The sequence below is a fragment of the Lysinibacillus sp. 10T31 genome (genome assembly GCF_056394365.1).
Genome location: NZ_JBFTHS010000017.1, coordinates 1 through 23,683 on the forward strand (window position 1 = coordinate 1; position 23,683 = coordinate 23,683).

At 38.0% G+C, this 23,683-nt stretch carries 25 protein-coding genes; 18 read left to right on the top strand and 7 right to left on the bottom strand.

The window, feature by feature from the left end; translation table 11 throughout:
• The 3 genes from AC1DCY_RS11475 to AC1DCY_RS11485 all read left to right on the top strand — a co-directional run.
• A partial coding sequence (locus AC1DCY_RS11475; RefSeq protein WP_477350370.1) for an IS3 family transposase occupies positions 1-141 on the top strand: 141 nt, incomplete at its 5' end.
• A gap of 141 nt (positions 142-282) precedes the next feature.
• Positions 283-726: a CidA/LrgA family protein gene (locus tag AC1DCY_RS11480; RefSeq protein ID WP_477350209.1), complete on the top strand. Its 444-nt coding sequence runs from the start codon at positions 283-285 to the stop codon at positions 724-726.
• On the top strand, positions 719-1,396 hold the full coding sequence (locus AC1DCY_RS11485; RefSeq protein ID WP_477350211.1) for an LrgB family protein: 678 nt from the start codon (positions 719-721) through the stop codon (positions 1,394-1,396). Before AC1DCY_RS11480 ends, AC1DCY_RS11485 begins: the two co-directional genes overlap by 8 nt.
• A gap of 36 nt (positions 1,397-1,432) precedes the next feature.
• Here AC1DCY_RS11485 and AC1DCY_RS11490 read toward each other — a convergent pair whose 3' ends face one another.
• Positions 1,433-2,029: a class I SAM-dependent methyltransferase gene (locus AC1DCY_RS11490; protein ID WP_477350213.1), complete on the bottom strand. Its 597-nt coding sequence runs from the start codon at positions 2,027-2,029 to the stop codon at positions 1,433-1,435.
• Positions 2,030-2,619: 590 nt separating this feature from the next.
• Between AC1DCY_RS11490 and AC1DCY_RS11495 the strand changes: the two genes are divergently transcribed.
• Positions 2,620-2,970 carry a helix-turn-helix transcriptional regulator gene (locus AC1DCY_RS11495; RefSeq protein ID WP_477350215.1) on the top strand — a complete coding sequence of 117 codons (351 nt, stop codon included), beginning with the start codon at positions 2,620-2,622 and terminating at the stop codon, positions 2,968-2,970.
• A 38-nt stretch (positions 2,971-3,008) separates the two neighbouring features.
• Here the strand turns inward: AC1DCY_RS11495 and AC1DCY_RS11500 are convergent, their stop codons facing one another.
• Positions 3,009-4,478: an aminotransferase class I/II-fold pyridoxal phosphate-dependent enzyme gene (locus AC1DCY_RS11500; RefSeq protein ID WP_477350217.1), complete on the bottom strand. Its 1,470-nt coding sequence runs from the start codon at positions 4,476-4,478 to the stop codon at positions 3,009-3,011.
• Positions 4,479-4,628: 150 nt separating this feature from the next.
• Here AC1DCY_RS11500 and AC1DCY_RS11505 point away from each other — a divergent pair, with 150 nt between their 5' ends.
• Together AC1DCY_RS11505 and AC1DCY_RS11510 are read left to right on the top strand one after the other, a co-directional pair.
• Positions 4,629-5,585: an NAD(P)H-dependent flavin oxidoreductase gene (locus AC1DCY_RS11505; protein WP_477350219.1), complete on the top strand. Its 957-nt coding sequence runs from the start codon at positions 4,629-4,631 to the stop codon at positions 5,583-5,585.
• 49 nt (positions 5,586-5,634) lie between these two features.
• Positions 5,635-5,922, top strand: coding sequence for a UPF0223 family protein (locus AC1DCY_RS11510; RefSeq protein ID WP_477350221.1), 288 nt, complete (start codon positions 5,635-5,637; stop codon positions 5,920-5,922).
• A 307-nt stretch (positions 5,923-6,229) separates the two neighbouring features.
• Here AC1DCY_RS11510 and AC1DCY_RS11515 read toward each other — a convergent pair whose 3' ends face one another.
• Positions 6,230-6,856, bottom strand: a complete 627-nt coding sequence (locus AC1DCY_RS11515) for a YktB family protein (protein ID WP_477350223.1) — start codon at positions 6,854-6,856, stop codon at positions 6,230-6,232.
• 122 nt (positions 6,857-6,978) lie between these two features.
• Here AC1DCY_RS11515 and AC1DCY_RS11520 point away from each other — a divergent pair, with 122 nt between their 5' ends.
• Positions 6,979-7,176, top strand: a complete 198-nt coding sequence (locus AC1DCY_RS11520; protein WP_477350224.1) for a hypothetical protein — start codon at positions 6,979-6,981, stop codon at positions 7,174-7,176.
• 249 nt (positions 7,177-7,425) lie between these two features.
• Positions 7,426-8,220, top strand: a complete 795-nt coding sequence (locus AC1DCY_RS11525; RefSeq protein ID WP_477350226.1) for an inositol monophosphatase family protein — start codon at positions 7,426-7,428, stop codon at positions 8,218-8,220.
• A gap of 43 nt (positions 8,221-8,263) precedes the next feature.
• Here the strand turns inward: AC1DCY_RS11525 and AC1DCY_RS11530 are convergent, their stop codons facing one another.
• Entirely contained in the window at positions 8,264-8,449 is a 186-nt protein-coding gene (locus AC1DCY_RS11530) for a DUF5325 family protein (protein WP_477350228.1), read from the bottom strand.
• A 138-nt stretch (positions 8,450-8,587) separates the two neighbouring features.
• On the opposite strand from AC1DCY_RS11530, the gene typA reads away from it, so the two are divergent.
• The 5 genes from typA to AC1DCY_RS11555 all read left to right on the top strand — a co-directional run bounded on the left by typA (position 8,588) and on the right by AC1DCY_RS11555 (position 13,670).
• Positions 8,588-10,432: a translational GTPase TypA gene (typA, locus tag AC1DCY_RS11535; RefSeq protein WP_477350230.1), complete on the top strand. Its 1,845-nt coding sequence runs from the start codon at positions 8,588-8,590 to the stop codon at positions 10,430-10,432.
• 30 nt (positions 10,433-10,462) lie between these two features.
• Positions 10,463-10,861 carry a YlaH-like family protein gene (locus tag AC1DCY_RS11540; protein WP_477350232.1) on the top strand — a complete coding sequence of 133 codons (399 nt, stop codon included), beginning with the start codon at positions 10,463-10,465 and terminating at the stop codon, positions 10,859-10,861.
• Between the two features lie 260 nt (positions 10,862-11,121).
• Entirely contained in the window at positions 11,122-12,114 is a 993-nt protein-coding gene (locus AC1DCY_RS11545) for an ABC transporter substrate-binding protein (RefSeq protein WP_477350233.1), read from the top strand.
• A 1-nt stretch (position 12,115) separates the two neighbouring features.
• A complete protein-coding gene (locus tag AC1DCY_RS11550) occupies positions 12,116-12,883 on the top strand; it encodes an ABC transporter ATP-binding protein (protein WP_477350235.1) in 768 nt (255 codons plus the stop codon).
• Positions 12,876-13,670, top strand: coding sequence for an ABC transporter permease (locus tag AC1DCY_RS11555; RefSeq protein WP_402995964.1), 795 nt, complete (start codon positions 12,876-12,878; stop codon positions 13,668-13,670). The genes AC1DCY_RS11550 and AC1DCY_RS11555 overlap by 8 nt, the downstream gene beginning before the upstream one ends.
• 48 nt (positions 13,671-13,718) lie before the next feature.
• Here the strand turns inward: AC1DCY_RS11555 and AC1DCY_RS11560 are convergent, their stop codons facing one another.
• Together AC1DCY_RS11560 and AC1DCY_RS11565 are read right to left on the bottom strand one after the other, a co-directional pair.
• Positions 13,719-13,922 carry a YlaI family protein gene (locus tag AC1DCY_RS11560; RefSeq protein ID WP_477350238.1) on the bottom strand — a complete coding sequence of 68 codons (204 nt, stop codon included), beginning with the start codon at positions 13,920-13,922 and terminating at the stop codon, positions 13,719-13,721.
• A gap of 11 nt (positions 13,923-13,933) precedes the next feature.
• Complete coding sequence (locus AC1DCY_RS11565; protein WP_477350240.1) at positions 13,934-14,434, bottom strand: molybdopterin-binding protein; 501 nt, start codon at positions 14,432-14,434, stop codon at positions 13,934-13,936.
• A 182-nt stretch (positions 14,435-14,616) separates the two neighbouring features.
• Between AC1DCY_RS11565 and AC1DCY_RS11570 the strand changes: the two genes are divergently transcribed.
• Genes AC1DCY_RS11570 through pyc form a run of 3 tightly spaced genes read left to right on the top strand, consistent with a single transcriptional unit; the run spans position 14,617 to position 19,590 of the window.
• Positions 14,617-14,898 (top strand): Fpa/YlaN family protein, encoded by a 282-nt coding sequence (locus tag AC1DCY_RS11570; RefSeq protein ID WP_053483432.1) that lies wholly within the window; start codon positions 14,617-14,619, stop codon positions 14,896-14,898.
• Between the two features lie 60 nt (positions 14,899-14,958).
• A complete protein-coding gene (locus tag AC1DCY_RS11575) occupies positions 14,959-16,143 on the top strand; it encodes an FtsW/RodA/SpoVE family cell cycle protein (protein ID WP_477350242.1) in 1,185 nt (394 codons plus the stop codon).
• 12 nt (positions 16,144-16,155) lie between these two features.
• Positions 16,156-19,590 (top strand): pyruvate carboxylase, encoded by a 3,435-nt coding sequence (pyc, locus tag AC1DCY_RS11580; protein WP_477350243.1) that lies wholly within the window; start codon positions 16,156-16,158, stop codon positions 19,588-19,590.
• A 695-nt stretch (positions 19,591-20,285) separates the two neighbouring features.
• On the opposite strand, the gene AC1DCY_RS11585 is transcribed toward pyc, so the two are convergent.
• On the bottom strand, positions 20,286-21,209 hold the full coding sequence (locus AC1DCY_RS11585; protein ID WP_477350245.1) for a COX15/CtaA family protein: 924 nt from the start codon (positions 21,207-21,209) through the stop codon (positions 20,286-20,288).
• Positions 21,210-21,545: 336 nt separating this feature from the next.
• Between AC1DCY_RS11585 and cyoE the strand changes: the two genes are divergently transcribed.
• On the top strand, positions 21,546-22,463 hold the full coding sequence (gene cyoE / locus AC1DCY_RS11590) for a heme o synthase (RefSeq protein ID WP_477350247.1): 918 nt from the start codon (positions 21,546-21,548) through the stop codon (positions 22,461-22,463).
• Between the two features lie 100 nt (positions 22,464-22,563).
• Complete coding sequence (gene coxB, locus AC1DCY_RS11595) at positions 22,564-23,652, top strand: cytochrome c oxidase subunit II (protein WP_477350249.1); 1,089 nt, start codon at positions 22,564-22,566, stop codon at positions 23,650-23,652.
• The last annotated feature ends 31 nt before the right edge of the window (positions 23,653-23,683 follow it).

Here is a 23,683-nt window from a genome sequence, read left to right on the forward strand (position 1 = left end):
ATTAGAGCATGTGAAACGTTAGAAGAAGTAAAAAAAGAAATTAAGAGTTATATGATTTACTACAATCATTATCGAGGGCAATGGAATTTAAAAAAGCTGCCGCCTGCAAAATACAGACAGCAGCTTCAAAAAGTTGCCTAACCTTTTTTAAAATGTCCTTTACAAAGGGTACATTTTAGTTTTGGAGTTATCCTTTTTTTTCTATTGTTTTCCTAAAATTATAATAGACAGAAAATTCATGCAGATGTAGAATAAGCGTTATAGGGGGTGGAATGTGGCGAAATGTTGAACGAAAATTTTGCTTCGATGTTAAAGAGAGTTGTTCGTATTATTGTTCAGATTGGGATACTCAATATTTTTTATTACATGGGTGTCGGTATTGTGGCTTTACTACATGTACCTCTTCCAGGAAGTGTAATTGGATTACTATTACTAGCACTTTCACTTAATTTTAAAATAATTAAAGTAGAATACATTCAAGATGGAGCAGGCTTCTTAATTGGCGTATTAACCTTGTTTTTCATTCCTGCAACAGTAGGAGTGATTGACTACCCTGAACTTTTTTCAACAACTGGCCTCTTGATTATGCTAGCCGTTATAGCAAGCACACTAATCTCTATTTATGTTACAGGATTACTTAGTCAAATGGTTGAGAAAAAAGAGCTGGCTAAAAAAGAAACAGAAGCCATTGTAGAGGAAGGAGAGGGGGAATTAACGGTTGATTGAAATTATTGTTGTCGTTGGCACAGTTGTCTTATTCGTGTTATTTACAAAGCTTTATCAACGTTACCCACATCCTCTAATGATTCCGCTAGTGACGACAACAATCGTCAGTGCTGTTATGTTATTAGTCTTTAATATTCCATATTCTACTTATATGGAGGGAGGAAAATGGCTTCAAAAAATGCTAGGTCCAGCAGTTGTAGCCCTTGCGTATCCTCTATATAATCAGCGTGAGATCATTATGAAATATAAGTATGCTATTTTGTCAGGTATTTTTATCGCTATGATTACGGGCTTAGCGACAATATTTGTTATGCTGAAATGGATTGGCGTCAATAAAAGCTGGCTGCTGACGGCCTTGCCTAAATCATTAACGACACCTGTAGGTATGCAGGTGAGTGAGACAATTGGCGGCATTCCACCATTAACAGCTGTACTCGTAATGTTAGCGGGATTTGTAGGCGCTATTATTGGACCGTTAGTCATTAAATACGGCAAAATTGATTCAGCCGTTAGTAGAGGTGTTGCAGTAGGTAGTGCTTCACATGGCGTTGGACTTGTTAAATTAAGAGAATACGGAGAACAAGAATTATCAGTAGGCTCACTATCTATGGCCTTAACTGCAATTATAGGCGCATTTTTATGTCCACTATTTGTTTATTTATTTTTGTGAAAAAAAGCTATATACAGAAATCTGTATATAGTCTTTTTAATTTTTTTCGATAATAAATTGAATGGTATGAGCAAGTCCTGTGTGGAGTATACCTTCATTTCGCATTTGTTCACCTGTGAAAAAATGGATGATTTTATGAGGCTGACACCACTTTAGAACATCCAAAGGATCATATAAGAAATCAAGCTGTCTTGGGCCACCTGACGCGTAAGGTAGTTGATAAATTGAATAAAGTTCCATCATAATACGACCGCCAGATTTTACAGAGTTTACAATCCGCTTAAACACTTCTTGTTGCTGCTCAGCTGGAAAATGTCCAAACACCATAATAGCAGCATCAAACATTTCTACTGGCAGTTCATCTTGCAGTAAATCAGTAAGATTTGTATGAACGGAAACATTATGTTTTTCTGCAAGCTGTTCTGTTTTTTCAAGACCGCTTTCCGCATAATCAAAGGCAGTTACTGTATGCCCTTGTAAAGCTAAAAATACAGCATTTCGACCTTCACCTTCGGCATATGCAGCTACATTTGGATAATCCTTTAAATAGTGTACATAGTCTTCTATAAATGCATTTGGCTGCTCACCATAAACATATTCGATCGTTTTGAATCGTTGATCCCATGTGTTCATCTCATCACTCCTTTAACTTTTTTCAGCGGGTGTCCAGACATCTGCTGAAAGAGAGGAACTCAGTCTAAGAACGCCACGTCCTGTGGCAACGACTGAGTGACCAACTTCATGCTGCTGACGCTACGTTAGCACTACGCTTTCGCGCAAAAAACATCTGCTGCTGCCGCTTCGCTTTCGCGCAAAAAACATTTGTTGGCCCAAAGTCTCCGGCGGATGTCACAGAATCGGAAAGGAGTTCTTAAAAGGATGTTAGCCTAAAATCATCGCATCCATGCGATAACGGCTAATTGACCTGCATCGGTAAAAACGCCACGTCCTGTGGCATTACCGAAATGACCGACATCGTGTCGGCCCAAGCACAAAGACGATTCTGGACGCATTGTTTATCTGCGCGAAAGCGAAACGGCAGCGGCAATTATGTCGAGGCATAATTGATTATATTGTAAGTGAAGTAAGCTCTATAATCGAATTTTTTGCTTAGTTCATGAAAGCAACTATGCGTTGCGAATTAGCAAATAACAACTTCTAGAATAAAGTGTAATAATCCATTATTATTTGATCAATATCCGATAAATTGGAGGTGAAGTTCAATGAATTTAGAAAACCGTTTAAAGGAATTAAGAGAACAACATAAGTATACACAGGATGATGTCGCAGGTTTTTTAAATATTTCAAGACAATCAGTTTCAAAATGGGAGTTAGGAAAGGGCTATCCTGATATTGATAATTTAAGAAGGTTAAGTGATTTATATAAAATTTCTTTAGATCAGCTTATTACAGGTGAAGAAAAATATCATAAACTAGAAGCCCCAGCCCCAGCTTCAGCCCCTGATTCAAATAAATCCGATCACAAAACTGTTGGTGATTTTTTGTGGAGGCATTGGTGGCTCGTTTTTCCTATATTCGGTATGCTCTCTTCTTGGTTCTATTATTATTTTTAATCGACAAAAAGCTACCTCTTTCTGAGGTAGCTTTGCCATTAAATAATAGGTTTGCGTTCTTTTATGACGCGAATCGTTTTTAATGTTGTATCTTCTGGTCCTTGAACAGGTAAACCAGCTTCAATATTCATTTGAATATAACGAATATTTTCTTGAGTAATTATTTCCCCGGGAATAAAAATCGGAATACCTGGGGGATATACCATAACGAATTCTGCGCAAATACAATTATCCGCTTCTGCAAGAGGAACAACTTCAGTATCTGCATAAAATGCATCACGTGGTGACATAGCAAGTGCAGGGATTTCTGGTACATTGACCATTGTTTCAGTAATAGCAGCTTCTGAATCGAATGCTTTTGACATACGACTAAGGGCATTGATGAGGAGATTAATTTCCTTTTTCGTATCACCTAATGTCACTAAACATAAAATATTGTATAGATCCGATAATTCTACTTCAATATTTGCATTGTGACGAAGCCATTCTTCAGCTTGATGACCAGAGATACCTAAATCTTTAACACTAATTAATAGCTTTAAAGGGTCCATATCATAAGTTGCTGATGAATTTAATTTTTCTTTACCTGCACATTTTAAATGTGGAATTTGGTTAATGCGTTTACGTGCATCCTTTGCCAAGCGAAGTGCATCGCCAATTAAATCATAACCATGGATCGCTAACTGACGTCGTGCTGTGTCAAGAGAAGCGAGTAATGGATAAGATGTCGATGTTGTTGTTAGCATCGACAGGATAGCTTGTACACGTTTTGCAGAAACAAGTCCTTCACGAACATTTAAAATAGACGTTTGAGTCATAGAACCACCAAGCTTATGTACGCTTGTTGCAGCCATATCAGCTCCAGCTTCCATTGCAGAGTATGGAAGATCATCATGAAATTTAATGTGTACACCATGTGCTTCGTCGACAACTACCGGAATATTGCGGCTATGGACGATTTCGACAATACGCTTTAAGTCTGCTGAGAAGCCGAAGTACGTTGGATTAATAACAAGAACTGCCTTTGTATCTGGATAAGCATTTAAAGCTTTTTCGACAGCTTCAGGCGATATTCCATGAGAAATACCATATTCACTGTCTACTTCAGGATGAATAAAAATCGGGATTGCTCCAGCGAAAACAATCGCCGACATTATGGATTTATGAACATTCCGTGGTACTAGAATCTTATCACCTGGACCGACGACGGTCAGAATCATCGCCATGATGGCGCCACTAGTACCTTGAACGGAAAAGAATGTATGATCAGCACCAAAGGCTTTGGCAGCAAGTGCTTGCGCTTCTTTAATGGCGCCCTTCGGTGAATGTAAATCGTCTAGTGGAGCAATATTAATTAAATCAATTGATAAAACGTTGTCGCCGACGAATTCTCGGAACGCAGGATCCATACCTTGCCCTTTCTTATGGCCTGGAATATGGAACTGAATTGGATGTCTGTTCCGATGTTTAAGTAATACGTCGAACAATGGAGTCTCTAATTGTGACAACGCAGGTACCACCTCACTTTATAATATGTAAGAAAACAAATGAATTATAGCACCTAATTGCAAGAAAAAATAGACTTTACAGAAAAAATAAAATAAAAAGGATATTTTGATAATTTCGAGAAAATAGTATCGTAGGAAAGGGGAGATATTATGAATTGGAATACACGTGTGACGAAGCTTTTAAATATTAAATACCCTATTATTCAAGGGGGATTAGCCTATTTAGCATATGCTGATTTAGCAGCAGCGGTGTCGAATGCTGGGGGGCTAGGGCAAATAACAGCAATGAGTTTACGAGATCCTGATTTATTGCGCGCAGAGATTCATAAATTACGAACATTAACGGATAAACCGTTTGGGGTAAATTTTGCAATTGGCATGTATGGTACTGGTTATGAAGATATGGTACGTGTTGCAGTAGAAGAAAAAGTACCAGTAGTTACAATGACTGGCGGGAATCCTGCACCTATTTTTGATATTTTAGAAGGAACGGATATTAAAAAATTAGTACTTGTTGCTGCACGTAGACAAGCTCAAAAGGCGGAAGAACTAGGCGCAGATGCTGTTATGGTTGTTGGTCAAGAGGGTGGAGGTCATCTTGGACGTGATGATATAGGGACAATGGTGCTTGTGCCACAGGTTGTAGATAGTGTGAAAATACCTGTTATTGCCTCGGGTGGAATTGGTGATGGCCGTGGCTGGATGGCAGCCCATGCACTAGGAGCAGAGGGAATTGAAATGGGCACACGTTTTATAGCGACAAAGGAATGTGTTGATGCCTCTGAGGCATATAAAGAAGCCTTAATCGCAAGCACCGAGGCAGATACAACTGTTATAAAACGCTCTATAGGTGCACCAGCAAGAGCGTTGAGCAGTGAATTTACGGAAAAGATATTAGAAATTGAGCGTACTACACCTACGTATGAGGCATTAAAAGATTATATTAGCGGGAAAGCAAATAAACGTTTTATTTATGATGGTGAAAAAGATGAAGGGATTGGCTGGGCTGGACAAGTTACAGGTATGATTCATGATATTCCAACAGTCGAGGAGCTAATCACTCGAATGCTTGCAGAAGCAGAAAGTATTCGGGTAAAATGGGCTTAATGTATATGTTTTTCGTATCGGGTCAGTAATATAAAGGTGGTTATGTCCAATGGAATACTCTTATCCGTTTTCGACGGATTGGTCAACTGAAGAAATTGTTGATGTTGTCCAATTTTTTGAAGGAATTGAACAAGCTTATGAAAAAGGCATTAAGCGTGAAGTAATGATGGCGAAATATCGTCGTTTTAAAGAAATTGTTCCTTCACAGGCCGAGGAAAAAACAATTTTCCGTGAGTTTGAAGAAGCAAGTGGCTATGTCAGTTACCCTGTTGTGAAACAAACAAAAGAAACAACTGATGGCACGATTATTAAAGTTGCCCCTAAGCAACGTCGATAAAAAAACGTGGACGTGAGTATTCTCACGTCCACATTTTTTGTCTAATAGCTTTACACTATCGCTGTGTTAAAAATAAGCGTATTTCATATACTACATAAACAATATAAAAAACATTTTCTCATTTTTGAAAAGCGGAGAAAAAATAAATAATTTCCTCAAATTCCCATGCGTAAGAATATTCCTCAAACAAATTTTCGTTTTCTAGGGATAATAACGTAAAATTTCCACAATATATAAATATAAAGATTAGTCAGTGGAATTGTTTTAGTTATTATGTAACAAATCTTGAAGCACAATCCATCAAACTTTATTTTCCAACAATGACGTTATAAATAGGGAGTAAACGGCTAAAGGTTTCTTCCGTTAATTGCTGAAGTTGACTTGCTGACAGCTTGACAGCTTGTTCTTTTGGAATATGACGACCTACTAAAAACTCTCCTTTTTTAACATCACGTAAACGGATAAGTAATTCATCTAGCTTGTCTTCCTTGGCATCTTGCATGGAAATTGCCGCTGGAGACATGTGATCCCCAGAGACAATGAAATCATCAGGAAGCTGCTGTAGCATTGCTTTGTTGGCAATTAAACGTTCTGCCATCACATTTTTTTGTGGAGCTTCATAAATAATAGCTAAGACGATGAATAAATGTGTGCTCCAAAGACCAATCTGAAAGTGAGGTAATGATTTATAACCTCTTTTGTACGGAGCAAAGGCAACCCAGCTGTCATTAGGGGGATTTACTGTTCTACGCGCATGCTTCGCAACATGAGGATAAAATTCTTCTCCAAGATGACTTGAAAAGAAGGAAGAAAAATCCTCTCCAAGCAATTGGAATTTTGGTCGTACACACACATTTAATGCATCCATTCTCTGTTCTAAACCGTCTATTTGAAAAACATCGAAGTCTTTGTTAGTCCACTTTATTTTCGGCATTTTTATTAACTCCTTTCGATTTATAAGGTTTATTTTATAAGGAAAATGGGAAAAAATCTTATAACAAGCATTTTATCGAATGTGATAAGTTTTGTAAAAAAATAAAAAAGGAAGTGATTTTTATGAAACCAATCGTAAAAATTATACGTAAAGTCGACATTGAAAAGCAATATGAACACATTTTACAATTAGAATTAGATTATGAATTAGCCTCGCTATTCTCGGCAATGAATGAAAAAAATGAGATTGAAATTGAAAAAAGTAAAAAGCGTTTAGCTGAAATTCAGCTGGAACTTGACAGCTTGCACGCCTATGCGTAATGGAAATTTTATACCGATTTGAAAAATCACTTGCTGAATATTCCGACAGCAGGTGATTTTTATTGCTATAAAGGGTAAAATAGACAGTATATCATAATGGAAAGTTATATTTTCATGGAAGAATTATGTGCTACTTATTAACAAAACGTCATAAGAAATAAAGGCATCAGCACATCCTTAAGTAGTGAGTTAAAAGTTTTAAGCAGGCTAAATGTAGGGCCTTTTCTTATAATCGAAGGGTGGGTTTTTATGGATTTACAACAAATTGATCAATTTGCGAAAAGTATTATATATGAAGCGGGTAGCCGTATTCGAGAGGCCTTTTCGTACAATCTAGTTATCGAGACAAAATCAAGTGCCAATGACCTTGTCACAAATATTGACCGTGAAACAGAATTATTTTTTATCGAAAAAATACGAGATTTCGATCCAACCCACAAAATTTTAGGGGAAGAGGGAATGGGAGAGAAAGTAGAGTCGTTAGAAGGCGTTGTATGGATTATTGATCCAATCGATGGCACGATGAATTTTGTGAAACAACATCGTCATTTTATGATTTCTATCGGTATTTTTGTTTATGGGGTAGGCAAGCTCGGTTACATATTTGATGTAATGCGTGAAGATTTATTTTATGCTATTGCAGGCGAAGGGGCATGGTACAATGACTCACCATTACGTAAATTGCAGTCGGTCAAAATAGAGGAATCGGTCATTGGTATAAACGCTCACTGGGTAGCACCAAACCGACATATTCACCATGAAAAAGTAATTGAAATGGTTCGGAAAGTACGTGGTACGCGGTCATATGGTTCAGCCGCAATGGAAATAGCGTTTGTTGTCAGTGGTAAACTAGATGCTTATGTATCTATGAGACTATCGCCGTGGGATATTGCTGGAGGTACGATTATAGCTAAGGAAGTTGGTGCTATCACCACTAATTTACATGGAGAAAGCTTTGATTTCTTGCATCAGGATACGTTTATCATTGCCAATCCTTCTATACACAAAGAGTTATTAGAAAATTATATCGTGCCTTATGAATAATAAAGGAGCCATGTCTATTTTTTAGACAGGCTCCTTTTTACTATTAAAGTAAACCTTGTTCACGCAGTTTACGTTTCATTTTAAAGGCTGTCATGAAGATGACACATGTAGCCACAATGCCTGCTATTATACCTAATACACTACCAACTGCCACTGAATATCCGATAGAACACATTGCTAAAACAGCCGCTAATGCGTAAACGGCCATTACGAATTTTGCACGATTCATAGCCGAGCCTCCTATATTAAAAATTTGTAAATCAAATATATTTTTTAGAATGAGGAAAATTCTAATAAGGACATTTCTACCCTTCTTGTGCTATAATATCACAGTTAAACATTCGAAAAAAGAATATGGAGTGGAATAATGACAAACTTACGTCAAGATCTTCGCAATATCGCAATTATCGCACACGTTGACCATGGTAAAACTACTTTAGTCGACCAATTATTAAAACAATCGGGTACATTCCGTTCAAACGAACGTGTTGAAGAACGTGCAATGGACTCTAACGATATTGAACGCGAACGTGGTATTACGATTTTAGCTAAAAATACAGCAGTAAACTATGAAGGAACACGTATCAACATCCTTGATACGCCTGGACACGCTGACTTCGGTGGTGAGGTAGAACGTATTTTAAAAATGGTAGATGGCGTTGTACTAGTTGTCGATGCGTATGAGGGTTGTATGCCTCAAACACGTTTTGTGTTGAAAAAAGCATTAGAACAACGTTTAACACCAATCGTTGTTGTTAATAAAGTAGACAAAGATTCAGCTCGTCCACTAGAAGTAGTAGATGAAGTACTTGAATTATTCATTGAACTAGGTGCAGATGAAGATCAATTAGACTTCCCTGTTGTCTATGCTTCAGGTGTAAATGGTACAGCTTCTTTAGACGCTGATCCATCTAAGCAAGAAGCGGATATGGAATGTCTATTTAAGAAAATTATCGAAGCTATTCCAGCACCAATTGATAACTCAGAAGAGCCATTACAATTCCAAGTAGCTTTACTTGACTATAATGACTTCGTTGGACGTATCGGTATTGGTCGCGTATTCCGCGGAACAATTTCTGTAGGTCAACAAGTATCTCTTATGAAGTTAGACGGAACAGTGAAAAACTTCCGTGTAACGAAAATCTTTGGTTTCTTCGGCTTAAAACGTGAAGAAGTTGAGACAGCAAAAGCTGGTGACTTAATCGCCGTTTCAGGTATGGAAGACATCAACGTTGGTGAAACAGTTTGCCCTGTTGAGCACCCAGAAGCGCTAACGCCATTACGTATTGATGAGCCAACTTTACAAATGACTTTCTTAGTAAACAATTCTCCATTCGCAGGTCGTGAAGGGAAATGGGTTACTTCTCGTAAAGTAGAAGAGCGTTTACGTGCTCAATTACAAACAGACGTATCTTTACGTGTTGAAGATACTGATTCTCCAGATGCTTGGACAGTTTCAGGTCGTGGGGAGCTTCACTTATCTATCCTTATCGAAAACATGCGTCGTGAAGGCTTCGAATTACAAGTGTCAAAACCACAAGTAATCGTGCGTGAAATCGATGGCGTGAAATGTGAACCTTTCGAACGCGTTCAAATCGATGTGCCTGAAGAAAATGTTGGTTCAATTATTGAATCAATTGGTACACGTAAAGGTGAAATGCTTGATATGGTGAACAACGGCAGTGGTCAAGTTCGTTTAACGTTCTTAGTACCAGCTCGTGGATTAATCGGTTATACAACTGAATTCATGTCGATGACAAAAGGTTTCGGTATTATCAACCATACGTTCGATTGCTATCAACCATTATTACCAGGAAGAATTGGTGGCCGTCACCAAGGTGTACTAGTTTCAATGGAAACTGGTAAATCAACAACTTATGGTATGATGCAAATTGAAGACCGTGGTACACTGTTCTTGGAGCCAGGTACAGATATTTACGAAGGTATGATCGTTGGAGAAAATACTCGTGACGCTGATATCACTGTAAACATCACAAAAATGAAACAAAAAACAAACATCCGTTCAGCAAACAAAGACCAAACGAATGTTATTAAAAAACCACGTATTCTATCACTAGAAGAAGCGCTTGAATACTTAGGTGATGACGAGTACTTAGAAATCACACCAGAATCTATTCGCCTTCGTAAACAAATTCTAGATAAAAACGAACGTGAGAAAGCAGCGAAAAAATTACGTAACGCAGAACAATAATTTTCCGCTGACATGAAAGGAAGAGGAGTCTTGGATATAAAGTCCGCTTTATTGGGTGAACTAAATGTTATTCAAGTTGCTGCATCAACAAATGCAGAGGAAACAACAAAGGTTTATGAGAGAATGGCTGGTATAACAAGATTTTTATATGAAAATTTACCAAGCTATAACATTGCAGGCTACGTTGTATTTCTTCTTGTATTTGTACTTTCTGCAATTGTCTATAAATTAGGCTTTGCAAAGAAGTTAAAGCTATCTCAAAGTATTGTCATTTATGTGTTCCTATTCCTGGGATGTATTATGTTGACATTTTTCGCGTTATTCCTACCTATGATTGAGGGTCTCATCGTAGCGGCGTTAATTTTGATTGTATATAAAACACGTATGTGGCGTGAAAAAAGAGAAGAGCAACAAGCTGCAAATCAATGAGAGTAGCTTGGCTCCTATACCGTGAAACTTGCATGAGTTTTTAAGTAATAAAACAGCCTTAGCATTAATTTGCTAAGGCTGTTTTATTTGGTATAGTAAAAAATTTTATCGTTTTAAGCCATCTACATATAAACGATTGGCTACGGAACCCATTTTCAATCGATTGTGTCTCTCAAACCTAAATTGATAGGCACCGAAATCTTCTAGTGTGAATAAGTTAATGTCGATAGGCTTATTTCATCAATCAAGGAGGAAATGGAATGCGTTGGCTTAAAAAAAGTTTACTATTTAGTGTTGTCGCTTTGTTACTCCTTTCTTTGACAGCGTGTAATAAAACGGAGCTTGAAAAAGTCAAAGTTGGAGAAGTGACGCGCTCGATTTTCTATGCGCCACAGTATGTAGCACTTGAAAAAGGGTATTTCAAGGATGAAGGGCTTTCCGTTGAGCTACAAACAATTGCAGGTGGCGATAAGACAATGACGGCGTTACTTTCTGATGGCATTGATATCGCCTTAGTTGGATCGGAAACATCTATATATGTAACGCTACAAGGCGCCAATGACCCGATTCAAAACTTTGCGCAATTAACACAAACAGATGGCACATTTTTAGTTGCGCGCAAAAAGATGGATAATTTTTCGTGGGATCAGTTAAAAGGCTCTACATTTTTAGGGCAACGTAAAGGAGGAATGCCACAAATGGCGGGTGAGTTTGTCCTGAAAAAGCATGGCATTGACCCTGCTAATGATTTGAAGCTTATTCAAAACATTGATTTTGCTAATATTTCTACAGCCTTTGCTTCTGGAACAGGGGACTATGTACAGCTATTTGAACCAACAGCGAGCATGCTTGAGAAAGAAGGTAAGGGCTATATTGTCGCTTCGTTTGGTACTGAATCTGGGCAATTACCTTATACATCGTTTATGGCGAAGAGCAGTTATTTAAAGGACAAAGCGAAGACCGTTCAAGGCTTTACAAATGCATTGAAACGAGCACAGGATTTTGTACAAAAAGCGAGTCCGGCCGAAATAGCGAAAATTATTCAGCCATACTTTGAAAATGTAGATGTTGGATTAATTGAAACAGTGGTTGAGCGTTATAAATCACAGGGTTCCTATGCTACAGATCCTATTTTGGATAAGGGGGAATGGGATAACTTGCAAACGATAATGGAGGGTGCTGGTGAACTTCCTCAACGAGTGGATTATGAAAAGCTTGTGAATACAACCTTTGCTAAAAAGGCAGCTGAGTAATATGGAATTTTTAAAAGTAGAAAATATTCACCATAGCTATTTTTCGAAAACGCAGGCTAAGGAAGTTTTACGTGATATCAGTTTAGATATTCGTGAAGGTGAATTTGTTTCTTTTATAGGACCGAGCGGATGTGGGAAAACGACGTTATTATCAATTATTGCGGGCTTATTTTCGTCTACAGAAGGTACGGTATACATTGATGGTGAGGAAATTTCAGCTCACAATCAGTCTCTCATTGGCTACATGCTTCAGCAAGATTATTTATTTCCTTGGAAAACTATCGAAGAAAATGTCACAATTGGTTTGAAAATCATGGAGCGAAGCAATAAAACACATAAAGTAACTGCAAATTCACTATTACAAGAAATTGGTTTACCGCATGTAGGGAACAACTATCCGAGAGAGTTATCAGGTGGCATGCGTCAACGAGTAGCACTGGCAAGAACTTTAGCGGTGGACCCTAAAATTTTATTGTTAGATGAACCATTTTCAGCACTTGATTATCAGTCTAAATTAAAATTGGAGGATTTGGTTGTTGAAACCTTAAAGGCCTACCAAAAAACTGCAGTTCTTGTGACACATGATATTGGTGAAGCAATTGCTATGAGTGAACGGGTATTTCTATTCTCGGCAAATCCGGGTACATTGCATAGAGTTTTTGAAATCCCTTCGGAGTTACAAGAGCTTTCACCTTTTGATGTTCGACAGCATCCAACATATTCAGATATATTCCAAACTATTTGGAAGGAGCTGGAGAGTCTTGGATAGTACTTTATTTAAACAGTATCTTCAAATGCTAAAAAAAGAAAAGCGCTATGTTCGATTATATCAGCTTATCATCTTACTCGTATTTTTTTGTGGGTGGGAGCTTCTTTCAAGATTTGGATGGATTGACCGTTTAATTTTTAGTTCACCAACGCAGGTATGGCACACATTAGTAGAAAAAGTAAGCGATGGAACATTAACACTGCATGTTGGTGTTACTTTAATGGAAACGATTATTGGCTTTATTGCCGGTACATTAATAGGCACTTTAATAGCAATCGTATTGTGGTGGTCACCGATGCTATCGAAGGTACTAGATCCATATTTAGTTATTTTAAACGCCATGCCGAAAGTTGCTTTAGGGCCAATTTTAATAGTCGCTCTTGGTCCAGGTTATTTTTCTATTATAGCGATGGGTGCGTTGATTTCAATAATTATTACAACCATCGTAGTTTATACAGCTTTTAAAGGGGTTGATCCAAACTACAGCAAAGTATTACAAACTTTTGGGGCAACCAGATGGCAAATATTTAAAGAAGTTATTTTACCAGCTTCATTTCCAACAATTATTTCTACTTTGAAAGTAAATGTAGGACTTTCTTGGGTAGGTGTCATTGTAGGTGAATTTTTAGTTGCCTCAAAAGGGCTTGGTTATTTAATTATTTATGGCTTCCAGGTGTTTAATTTTAATCTTGTTCTTATGTCACTTCTCATCATCGCTTTTTTTGCAACGATTATGTATCAGGTTGTCGAGTTGATTGAGAAGGCGATTGTAAAAAATAATGGTTGAACGACAAAGGAGGTGTCTCAAATAATGAGGCACCTCCTTCAGTTGCTGTTAAAACTCTTTATCCATTTGTGGTGAAGTACGATGAAAATGGAAATTTCCTGTTTCAATGCGTGCAACGGTATTTTCTTCAATACGATCATGGCATGTTCCACACATATACGTATGAATTGGTCGATTGCGTAATTTTTTTGCTAACGGTAAATTATCATCTAAATTGTTAATTGTATCGCAAATAACGCATTTTACGCGCATTGCATTCCCTCCTACTCAGCACGAATTGCTAATACATTTTTGATAGGGTTGTCTACATTTGAACCGTTTTTAAATAGCACATGAACGGGACCATCTTCTAATAATGGCTTACCATCTTGGCTATATTTTAAAATTAATGTATAAGCTTCTTCGATTGTAAATGAATATTCTTTGCCATCTTCACATTCAATGACGATTGTTGTCGCTTCAGGTTTAATTCCAGCATTTTTCAAGAAGTGACTTAATTCGATACCGAAAGTACCTGTTTCCATCCCTTTGCGGTCAAATTTTCGTTCTGATTTCAATGTTGGTGGGAAAGTAGCTCCTTCCATAATCTCACGTGACCAGTGAGCACCTACTTCACGCATATATTTAATATCCGAATCTTCCTCAACTTCTTTTGCATCGAAGTATGTTTTTAAATCTAATTTACGATCATCGAAAATCCAAACAGTGGGATCTAATGTTAGTTGGAATGTAACTGCGCCCTTGATAGGAATTATTGTTTCCATAATAGAAATCCTCCTCAAATCTTATATATCCATGAAATAGTATAACGCTAATGACTAGAGATAATAAAGAAATATAATTCGATTTCTCTATTTTCCAATGTAGACACTTGCAATTTTAACGACTAAAAGATAAACTTTATTAAGATAGAATCGAAGAAATATCAGATAATGGGGGCGTCCTCATGGATACTAAATCACAAACTTCTTTTCAAGAGAAGGCTTTGGAGCTTTTAGTTGCTGATGCAGACAAAATTGCTCGCCTCATTCGAGTACAAATGGATCATTTAACAATGCCACAATGCCCTTTATATGAAGAAGTATTAGATACACAAATGTTCGGCCTTTCACGTGAAATTGACTTTGCTGTGAAGCTTGGACTCATTGATCGCGAAAAAGGCAAAGAAATTCTCGATTCACTCGAGAAAGAACTTTCTGTACTACATGACGCGTATACAGACAAATAAAAAGAAAAAACTCAAACGCAATTTGCGATTTGAGTTTTTTTTCTAGAATGAGGTTTTCCAATGAAACAATACTTAAAACGTTATGCACAAAATTTTGATTACCCATTATTTTTTACGTACCTACTATTAAGCTTATTTGGGTTAGTAATGATTTATAGTTCAAGTATGATGGTAGCGATTGCAATAAAAGGAAAGGCGCCAGATTATTATTACCACAAGCAAGTAATCAATTTAATTGTAGCTTTTCTTGGGTTTTTAGCAGCGGCATTTTTCCCTTATAAGCATTATGCGAATAAAAAAGTTATGTTGATACTTACGGCTGTATTAGTTGTACTATTTACTTGGGTAAAAGTTGCTGGTAATGGTGATGAAGCAGGAATAGGGTCTAAAAGTTGGATACACGTTCCAGGTTTTGGGAACTTTCAGCCTTCTGAATATGCGAAGCTATTTATAATTTTATATTTTGCTGCTGCTTTTTATCGGAAAGGACAAAAATATACACTTGAAAAGCTACAACCAAAAGAAATATTTTATCCAATATTTATCTGGATTATGGTTGTTGCTGGTGTAGCATTTGAAACCGACTTGGGAGCAAGTATTATTCTATGTGGAATTGCTGTTTCTGTTGTAGCAGCGAGTGGCATACCATTTAAAACGTTTTGGAAGTTTTTCGGGGTATTGGGTGCGTTTGGAGGAGTCATCTTTGGTATACTAATGCTGTTTAAAGGAAATATGTTAACGACAAACCGTCTGGGACGTCTTCAATCTTTCATAAACCCGTTTGAGTATGAGAATGGTAGTGGTCACCAAGTTGTCAATAGTTATTATGCCATTGGCGGAGGCGGTCTAGAGGGAAGAGGTCTCGGTCAATCGATTCAAAAATTGGGGTATTTACCTGAACCACAAACCGATTTTATTATGGCGGTTATTATGGAGGAACTAGGAATTTGGGGCGTTCTTATCGTTTTAGGTGGTTTAGGATTTATTGTATATAAAGGATTTTCGATTGCGTTGCGCACGAAAGATCCACTAGCACGTATGATTACGGCCGGTATTGCGAGTTGGATTGGCTGGCAATCGTTTATCAATCTTGGGGGTGTAACTGGGTTAATCCCGTTAACCGGTGTAACGTTACCTTTTATTAGCTATGGCGGGACATCTATAATTATTCTATCTTTAGCAATGGGAATATTAATCAATGTTTCTATGTTTGAAAAGATAGAAAGGAGAAAGACACAATCATAAAGGGGGATATCAATGGAGTCAATCAAAAAAATTCTCGTAGCCAATCGAGGAGAAATTGCAATTCGTATTTTCCGTGCATGTACGGAGTTGAATATCCAAACAGTGGCCATTTATTCGCGAGAGGATAGTGGTGCATTTCATCGCTTTAAAGCAGATGAGGCCTATTTAGTGGGAGCTGGCAAGAAACCAATTGATGCTTATTTAGATATTGAGGGCATTATTGCTATTGCCAAAGATGCTAATGTTGATGCGATTCATCCGGGTTATGGTTTTTTATCGGAAAACGTAGAATTTGCACGTCGATGTGAAGAAGAAGGGATTGTCTTCATTGGGCCAACTTCCCAGCATTTAGATATGTTTGGAGATAAGGTGAAGGCGCGTGAACAAGCAATTGCTGCAGGCATTCCTGTTATTCCTGGTACAGATGGTCCGGTGGATAATTTAGCAGAGGTAGAGGCTTTTGCTAGCGCTTATGACTATCCAATTATGATTAAGGCAGCGCTAGGCGGCGGTGGTCGTGGAATGCGCCTTGTTCATACAGAAGAGGAGCTAGCTTCCTCCTATGAACGTGCAAAATCGGAGGCGAAGGCAGCATTTGGCTCTGATGAGGTGTATGTAGAAAAGGCTATTATTAAGCCGAAGCACATTGAAGTCCAAATTATTGGCGATCAACAGGGCAATATCATTCATTTATATGAACGTGATTGCTCGATTCAACGTCGTCATCAAAAGGTTGTTGAAATCGCACCATCTAATTCAATTTCGGAAGATTTAAGAAGCCGAATTTGCGATGCGGCGGTTCAATTAATGAAAAATGTCTCATACATAAATGCGGGGACAGTAGAGTTTTTAGTTGCAGGCGAGGATTTTTATTTCATCGAAGTTAACCCTCGTATTCAAGTAGAGCATACGATTACAGAAATGATTACGGGTGTTGATATTGTGCACGCCCAAATTAAGGTGGCAGCAGGCTACGGTCTGCATAGTGAGGAAATCCATATTCCACAACAGGCGGATGTTCCATTGATTGGCTATGCGATTCAAGCGCGTGTCACAACGGAAGACCCAGCTAATGACTTTATGCCAGATACAGGGAAGCTCATGGTGTACCGTTCAAGCGGTGGCTTCGGCGTTCGATTAGATGCCGGAAATGGCTTCCAAGGGGCAGTAGTAACACCGTACTATGATTCATTACTAGTGAAAATTTCAACAACAGGGATGACGTTTAAAGAAGCCGCTGCAAAAATGGACCGAAATTTAAAAGAGTTCCGTATTCGTGGGGTGAAAACGAATATCCCATTCTTAAATAATGTCGTGACGCATGAGAAATTTTTAACGGGAGCATTTGATACAAGCTTTATCGATACAACGCCTGAACTATTCATTTTCCCTGAGCGCAAAGACCGTGGGACAAAACTTTTAAGCTATATTGGTAATGTGACGCTAAATGGCTTCCCTGGGGTAGAGCAGAAGGTAAAACCAATTTTTGTAAAGCCGAGCATCCCAAAAGTCGATAAATTAATCGTTCCTCCGGCGGGGACAAAGCAAATTTTAGATACCCAAGGAGCAGACGGGCTTGTGAAATGGATTCTAGAGCAAGAAGACGTGCTATTAACGGATACAACTTTCCGAGATGCACACCAATCACTTCTTGCGACACGTGTACGTTCACAGGATATGTTCGAAATTGCAGATGCAACAGCTCGCATGATGCATGATTTCTTCTCACTTGAAATGTGGGGAGGCGCGACGTTTGATGTGGCGTATCGTTTCTTAAAAGAAGACCCATGGGAGCGTCTTGCCAAGCTACGTGAACAAGTACCGAATGTGTTATTCCAAATGTTATTGCGTGGTGCGAATGCAGTCGGCTACACAAACTACCCAGATAATTTAATTCGTGAGTTTATCGCTGAATCAGCGGCATCAGGCATTGATGTTTTCCGTATTTTCGATAGCTTGAACTGGATTAAAGGAATGGAAGTAGCCATTGATGCTGCGCGCCAATCAGGTAAAATTGCTGAAGCCGCGATCTGTTACACAGGAGATATTTTTGATGAAACAAGAGCAAAATATTCAGTTCAATATTACAAGGAAATGGCAAAGGAGCTAGAAGCAGCAGGTGCCCATATTTTAGCGATAAAAGATATGGCTGGATTATTGAAACCAGAAGCAGCTTATCGTTTAATTTCCGAGTTGAAGGAGACGACAAGTCTACCAATCCATTTGCATACGCATGATACAAGTGGCAATGGTATTTATTTATATGCCAAAGCGATTGAGGCGGGAGTGGACATCATTGATACGGCGCTCGGTTCAATGGCAGGATTAACGTCCCAGCCAAGTGCAAATTCCTTGTACTATGCAATGAAGGGCAGTAAGCGTGAGGTTCGTGCCGATATCGATGCGCTTGAAAAGTTATCGTACTACTGGGAAGATGTGCGTAAATATTATAAGGATTTTGAAAGCGGCATGATTAGCCCGCATTCAGAAATTTATGTCCACGAAATGCCAGGGGGCCAATACAGTAACTTGCAGCAGCAGGCCAAAGCAGTGGGCCTTGGGGACAGATGGGAAGAAGTGAAGCACATGTATTCACGTGTAAACCTTCTATTTGGCGATATTGTCAAAGTAACCCCATCATCGAAAGTTGTCGGTGATATGGCGTTATTTATGGTACAAAATGATTTAGATGAAAATTCTGTACTGACAAGAGGGCAAACTATCGACTTCCCAGATTCTGTGATTGAGTTCTTCCAGGGGTATTTAGGACAACCGCATGGTGGCTTCCCAGAGGCACTGCAAAAGGTTGTGTTAAAGGATCGTGAAGCAATTACGGTACGTCCTGGCGAGCTATTGGAGCCTGTGAATTTTGAGCAACTAGAGGCGGTACTAGAGGAAAAATTAAATCGTGCCGTGACGAAACAGGATGTGCTAGCGTTTGCTTTGTATCCAAAAGTGTTTGAAGAGTATGCAAAAACAGTGAACTCTTTCGGCAATATTTCGGTATTAGATACGCCAACATTCCTGTACGGGTTAAAACTAGGTGAAGAAATCGAAGTCGAAATCGAAAAAGGAAAAACACTGATTATTAAACTTGTTTCCATTGGTGAACCACAGCACGATGGTACGCGTGTTATTTACTTTGAGTTAAACGGTCAATCCCGCGAACTCGTGATTCAAGATATGACTGTCGAAGTAGATGGTAGTTTGGCATTAAAAGCGGATCCAAGCAATCCAAATCAAATTGGCGCGACGATGCCAGGTACGGTCTTAAAGGTAGTCGTATCAAAAGGAAGCCCTGTAAAACGGGGGGATCACTTATTAATTACCGAAGCAATGAAAATGGAAACGACTGTCCAAGCACCGAAAGACGGCATCGTGAAAGAAGTATACGCAAGCGCGGGCGACGCCATTTCAACAGGTGATTTGTTAATTGAAATTGAATAATTGATAAAAAAGAAGGTTATTAGATGGCTTATATAGCATACTAATAACCTTTTTTGTTTGCTATATTGGTTCATCAGCATAATGTAGGATTGCTTTCCTGGGGGGGCGGGGCAACAAGTCTGTGCGAAAGCGAAGCGACAGCAACAGCACGATGTTGGTCACGAAGGCGTTATCACAGGATGTGATGGTTAAATACTGAAATTGTTCCGATAAAACGGGATATTATTCCGATAAATCTACAAAGTATTCATATTAAAATGAATTCATCACAATATAGTGGAGTGATTTCCTGGGGGTGTCCGATGAGTCACTTCACTCACGTGGCTCTACTCCAATCAACCAATCCACGTGGCATACGTTTTAACATAATATCATCCAACTTTTTAGTTTTATCGAAACACTTTCAGGAATTATCGCCCAACTTTTACGTTTTATCTACTAACTTTTGAATTTTAACTACCAACTTTCACGTTTTATCACCAACTTTTAATTTTTATCGACATCCACATTCCAGAACTGTGTATGAATCCTTTTGCTTTATTTTGTCGCCCAGCCTCGCTTCAAATTCCTAACTTTTGATGATGTGCCTATCAATTTGCTATTTTTCAATAATAAAATTGTGAAATTTTTGAGGCAGAAGCATTTGAAAATAAAAAGATTCGCCATCGAAAAATATGGCGAATCTTTTTCTACTATTATTTGCTTTTTTCATTATAATTGCTACGTGCAACTAGCATTACCATATAGCAAAGTAGACCAAATAGAATTGAAATTAATAATGAATGAAGTAATGCGACTGTTAAATTCAATTTAGTTAGGACTATTAACATACCAGCAATCACTTGTAAAATTACTATAGTAAAGGCAATAATCCAGCCATAGTAAATAACTCGTTGATTTTTATATTCTTTAACAGCGTGCCAAGTTATGTATGCAATCCAAATGAAAATGATAAGAACAGCTAGACGATGCCCCATTTGCACCCATTCGTACATATTATTAAAAGCTGCGAATGGTGTTTCGTTATAGCAAAATGGCCAGTCAGGACATATTAAGCTAGAATCTGTATGGCGAACAAGCGCCCCTGTATAAACGACTAAATAAGAATAAATTGTGACAGCAATCGTATGCCAACGTAATTTTTTTCCAATAAAAACGTTATCGGCATCAAATTTCCGATCGACTTCAAATACAATCATAGAAAGAAGGAGAACAGAAGCAAAGGAAATAAGAGAAATCCCAAAGTGGAGTGCTAATATGAAATCACCTTGTCCCCATAACACTTGAGCTGCTCCAATAAGAGCTTGTGCGATTAAGAAAAACATCGCTAAGAAACCTAACAATTTTACTTCACGAATATGACCGAGTTTACGCCATGTCCAAACTGTTAACGCAAGAATTGAAATAGATACGACCCCAGTTACAAGACGATGTGAAAATTCAATTAAGACTGCTGGTGTAATTTCTTTTGGAATAAGAGAACCATTGCAATCTGGCCAGTTTCGACCACAGCCTAAGCCACTATCTGTTTTGGTAACAAGTGCTCCACCTAGTAAAATAAGGAGCATTCCAACTGTAGCGGCAACAGCAAACCATTTCATATACCTGTTGTGTTGCATAAAATGAGTCACCTACTTTATCTATGAACATTACATGAAAGTAATGTTTCTGCTACTAGATGATATCGAAAATACAGGTAAAAAACAACTTGTAAAGAGAAGGGAGTATTAGATGTTGATTCCATTTCACAAATTGTTCATAATTTCGTACTCTAACCTTCACAATTCATTTTAGAAAATGTTTTACTATAGATATGATGTTTTTAATTATTTTTCTAGACAAAGCTAATTTTTACAACTTCATCTAAATTTCACTTAATGTCTAGAAATCAATCGCAAATTTCGCTATAGTAATTGGTAGCGGAATATGCTTACAAAAATGAAAGGAGAGGTATTATGTCAAACGGTCGTGCACTGACGGCTACTAGAAATAGTGGACCAGCATCAACATCTGTTGTAAAAGATTTCTTAGCACTAATAAAAATTGGAATCGTCAACTCGAATCTTGTCACAACATTTACAGGGATGTGGCTGGCATTTCAATTTACTAGTAGACACTTCTTGCAAGAGCTCGATGTCATATTGTTCACCATGCTGGGTGCGGCATTAATTATAGGTGGCTCAGGCGCAATGAATAACTTTATTGATCAGGATATTGATCCAATCATGAAAAGAACGAAGGGTAGACCGACAGTAACGGGTAGATTTAAGCCGAATTTTGTATTGACCATTGCCCTCTCATTTTTAATTGTAGGTGAAATTTTGTTATTTGCGGCATCGTTTGCGGCCGGCATGTGGGGACTAGTTGGGATATTTGCTTATGTCGTTCTGTACTCAATGTGGTCAAAGAGGAAGCATGTTAGTAACACGGTTGTTGGAAGTATTTCAGGGGCGATTCCACCAGTTATTGGATTTGCAGCTGTTGAACCTGCATTAGGTCCTGGAGCACTTGCCTTATTCCTTATTATGTTTGCATGGCAACCACCGCATTTTTATGCACTTGCTATGAAGCGTACGGAGGAATATCGTGCAGCTAATATACCAATGCTACCTGTAGTAAAAGGATTTAAACGTACAAAGTACTCGATGTTTTTCTGGATTCTTTTATTATTACCATTACCATTCCTTTTACCAGAGCTTGGTGTTGGCTTCTTAATTCTTGCCACTGCATTGAACTTGGGCTGGTTGATTCTAGCTTTTAAAGGCTTTACCACAAAAGATGATATGAAATGGGCAAATAATATGTTTATCTATTCGTTGAATCATATGACCATACTATTTGTATCCATCATAATTTTTGCGTTGTTTAGCTGAATTTAGGAATTCTTTCTTTTCCTAAAGAATTCATATAGACAGAACTTATTTCCTAGGTACACATGAAAATACAACAAAGAAAGAGGGGTTTAATTAAGCTATGATGAAAGGGCTTAAAAAATGGCGTCTTTTTTCACTACTAGCAGTGATGATGGTTTTCCTTTCTGGTTGTGGTGAAGATTATATTTCTGCACTGAAACCATCTGGTCAAGTAGGTAAAGAACAATTCAATCTATTAATGCTAGCTACTGGGATTATGACGTTAGTTGTAATAGTAGTATCCGTTGTCTATTTACTTGCATTCTTAAAATTCCGCCGTTCAAAAGTTGGCGAAAACGTTATACCTAAGCAAGTAGAAGGAAGTCACACTCTTGAAATAATTTGGACAGTTATTCCAATTATTTTATTATTAATCTTAGCAGTACCAGTTGTTACGGCTACTTACAAATTTGCAGATGTTGCTGCAATGGACGAAGTAGATGAAAACGGTGACAAAACAGCACTTACAGTAAATGTAACTGCTAAATTATATTGGTGGGAGTTTGAATACCCTAACCAAGGTATTGTAACTGCACAAGAATTAGTTGTACCAACAGGTCAAAAAGTTTACTTTAACTTAAAAGCTGCCGATGTTAAGCACTCATTCTGGATTCCTGCTATAGGCGGTAAAATGGATACGAACGTAGATAACTTAAACAAGTTCTATCTAGAATTTGATAAAGAATCAAAAGACCTTAAAGACGGCGTATTCTATGGTAAATGTGCTGAGTTATGTGGTCCTTCACATGCTCTAATGGACTTCAAAGTTAAAGCATTAAGCCCAGATGCATTCGATGCATGGGTAGCTTCAATGAAAGCAACAGATGGAAAAATGCCTGACAAAACTTCAGCTGATCTTGGAGAAGCAACATTTGCTAATAGCTGTATGGGATGTCATGCTGTATCTGGTACAAGCGGTCCAGGTTCAAAAGGTCCTAACTTAACTGCATTTGGTGACCGTAACCGTGTTGCTGGTTTCTTAGAACATAATGAAGAAAACTTAAAAGCATGGATTAAGGATCCAGGACAATTTAAACCAGGTAACTTAATGATGAATGCTGAAGGTACTGCGCCAATTTATGGCGACTTAACTGACGAAGAAATTCAAGCTCTAGCAACTTATATCATGGGCTTATCTGTTGAGAAATAATTTTAAGTTTTATGTAACAAACTTTGAGGGA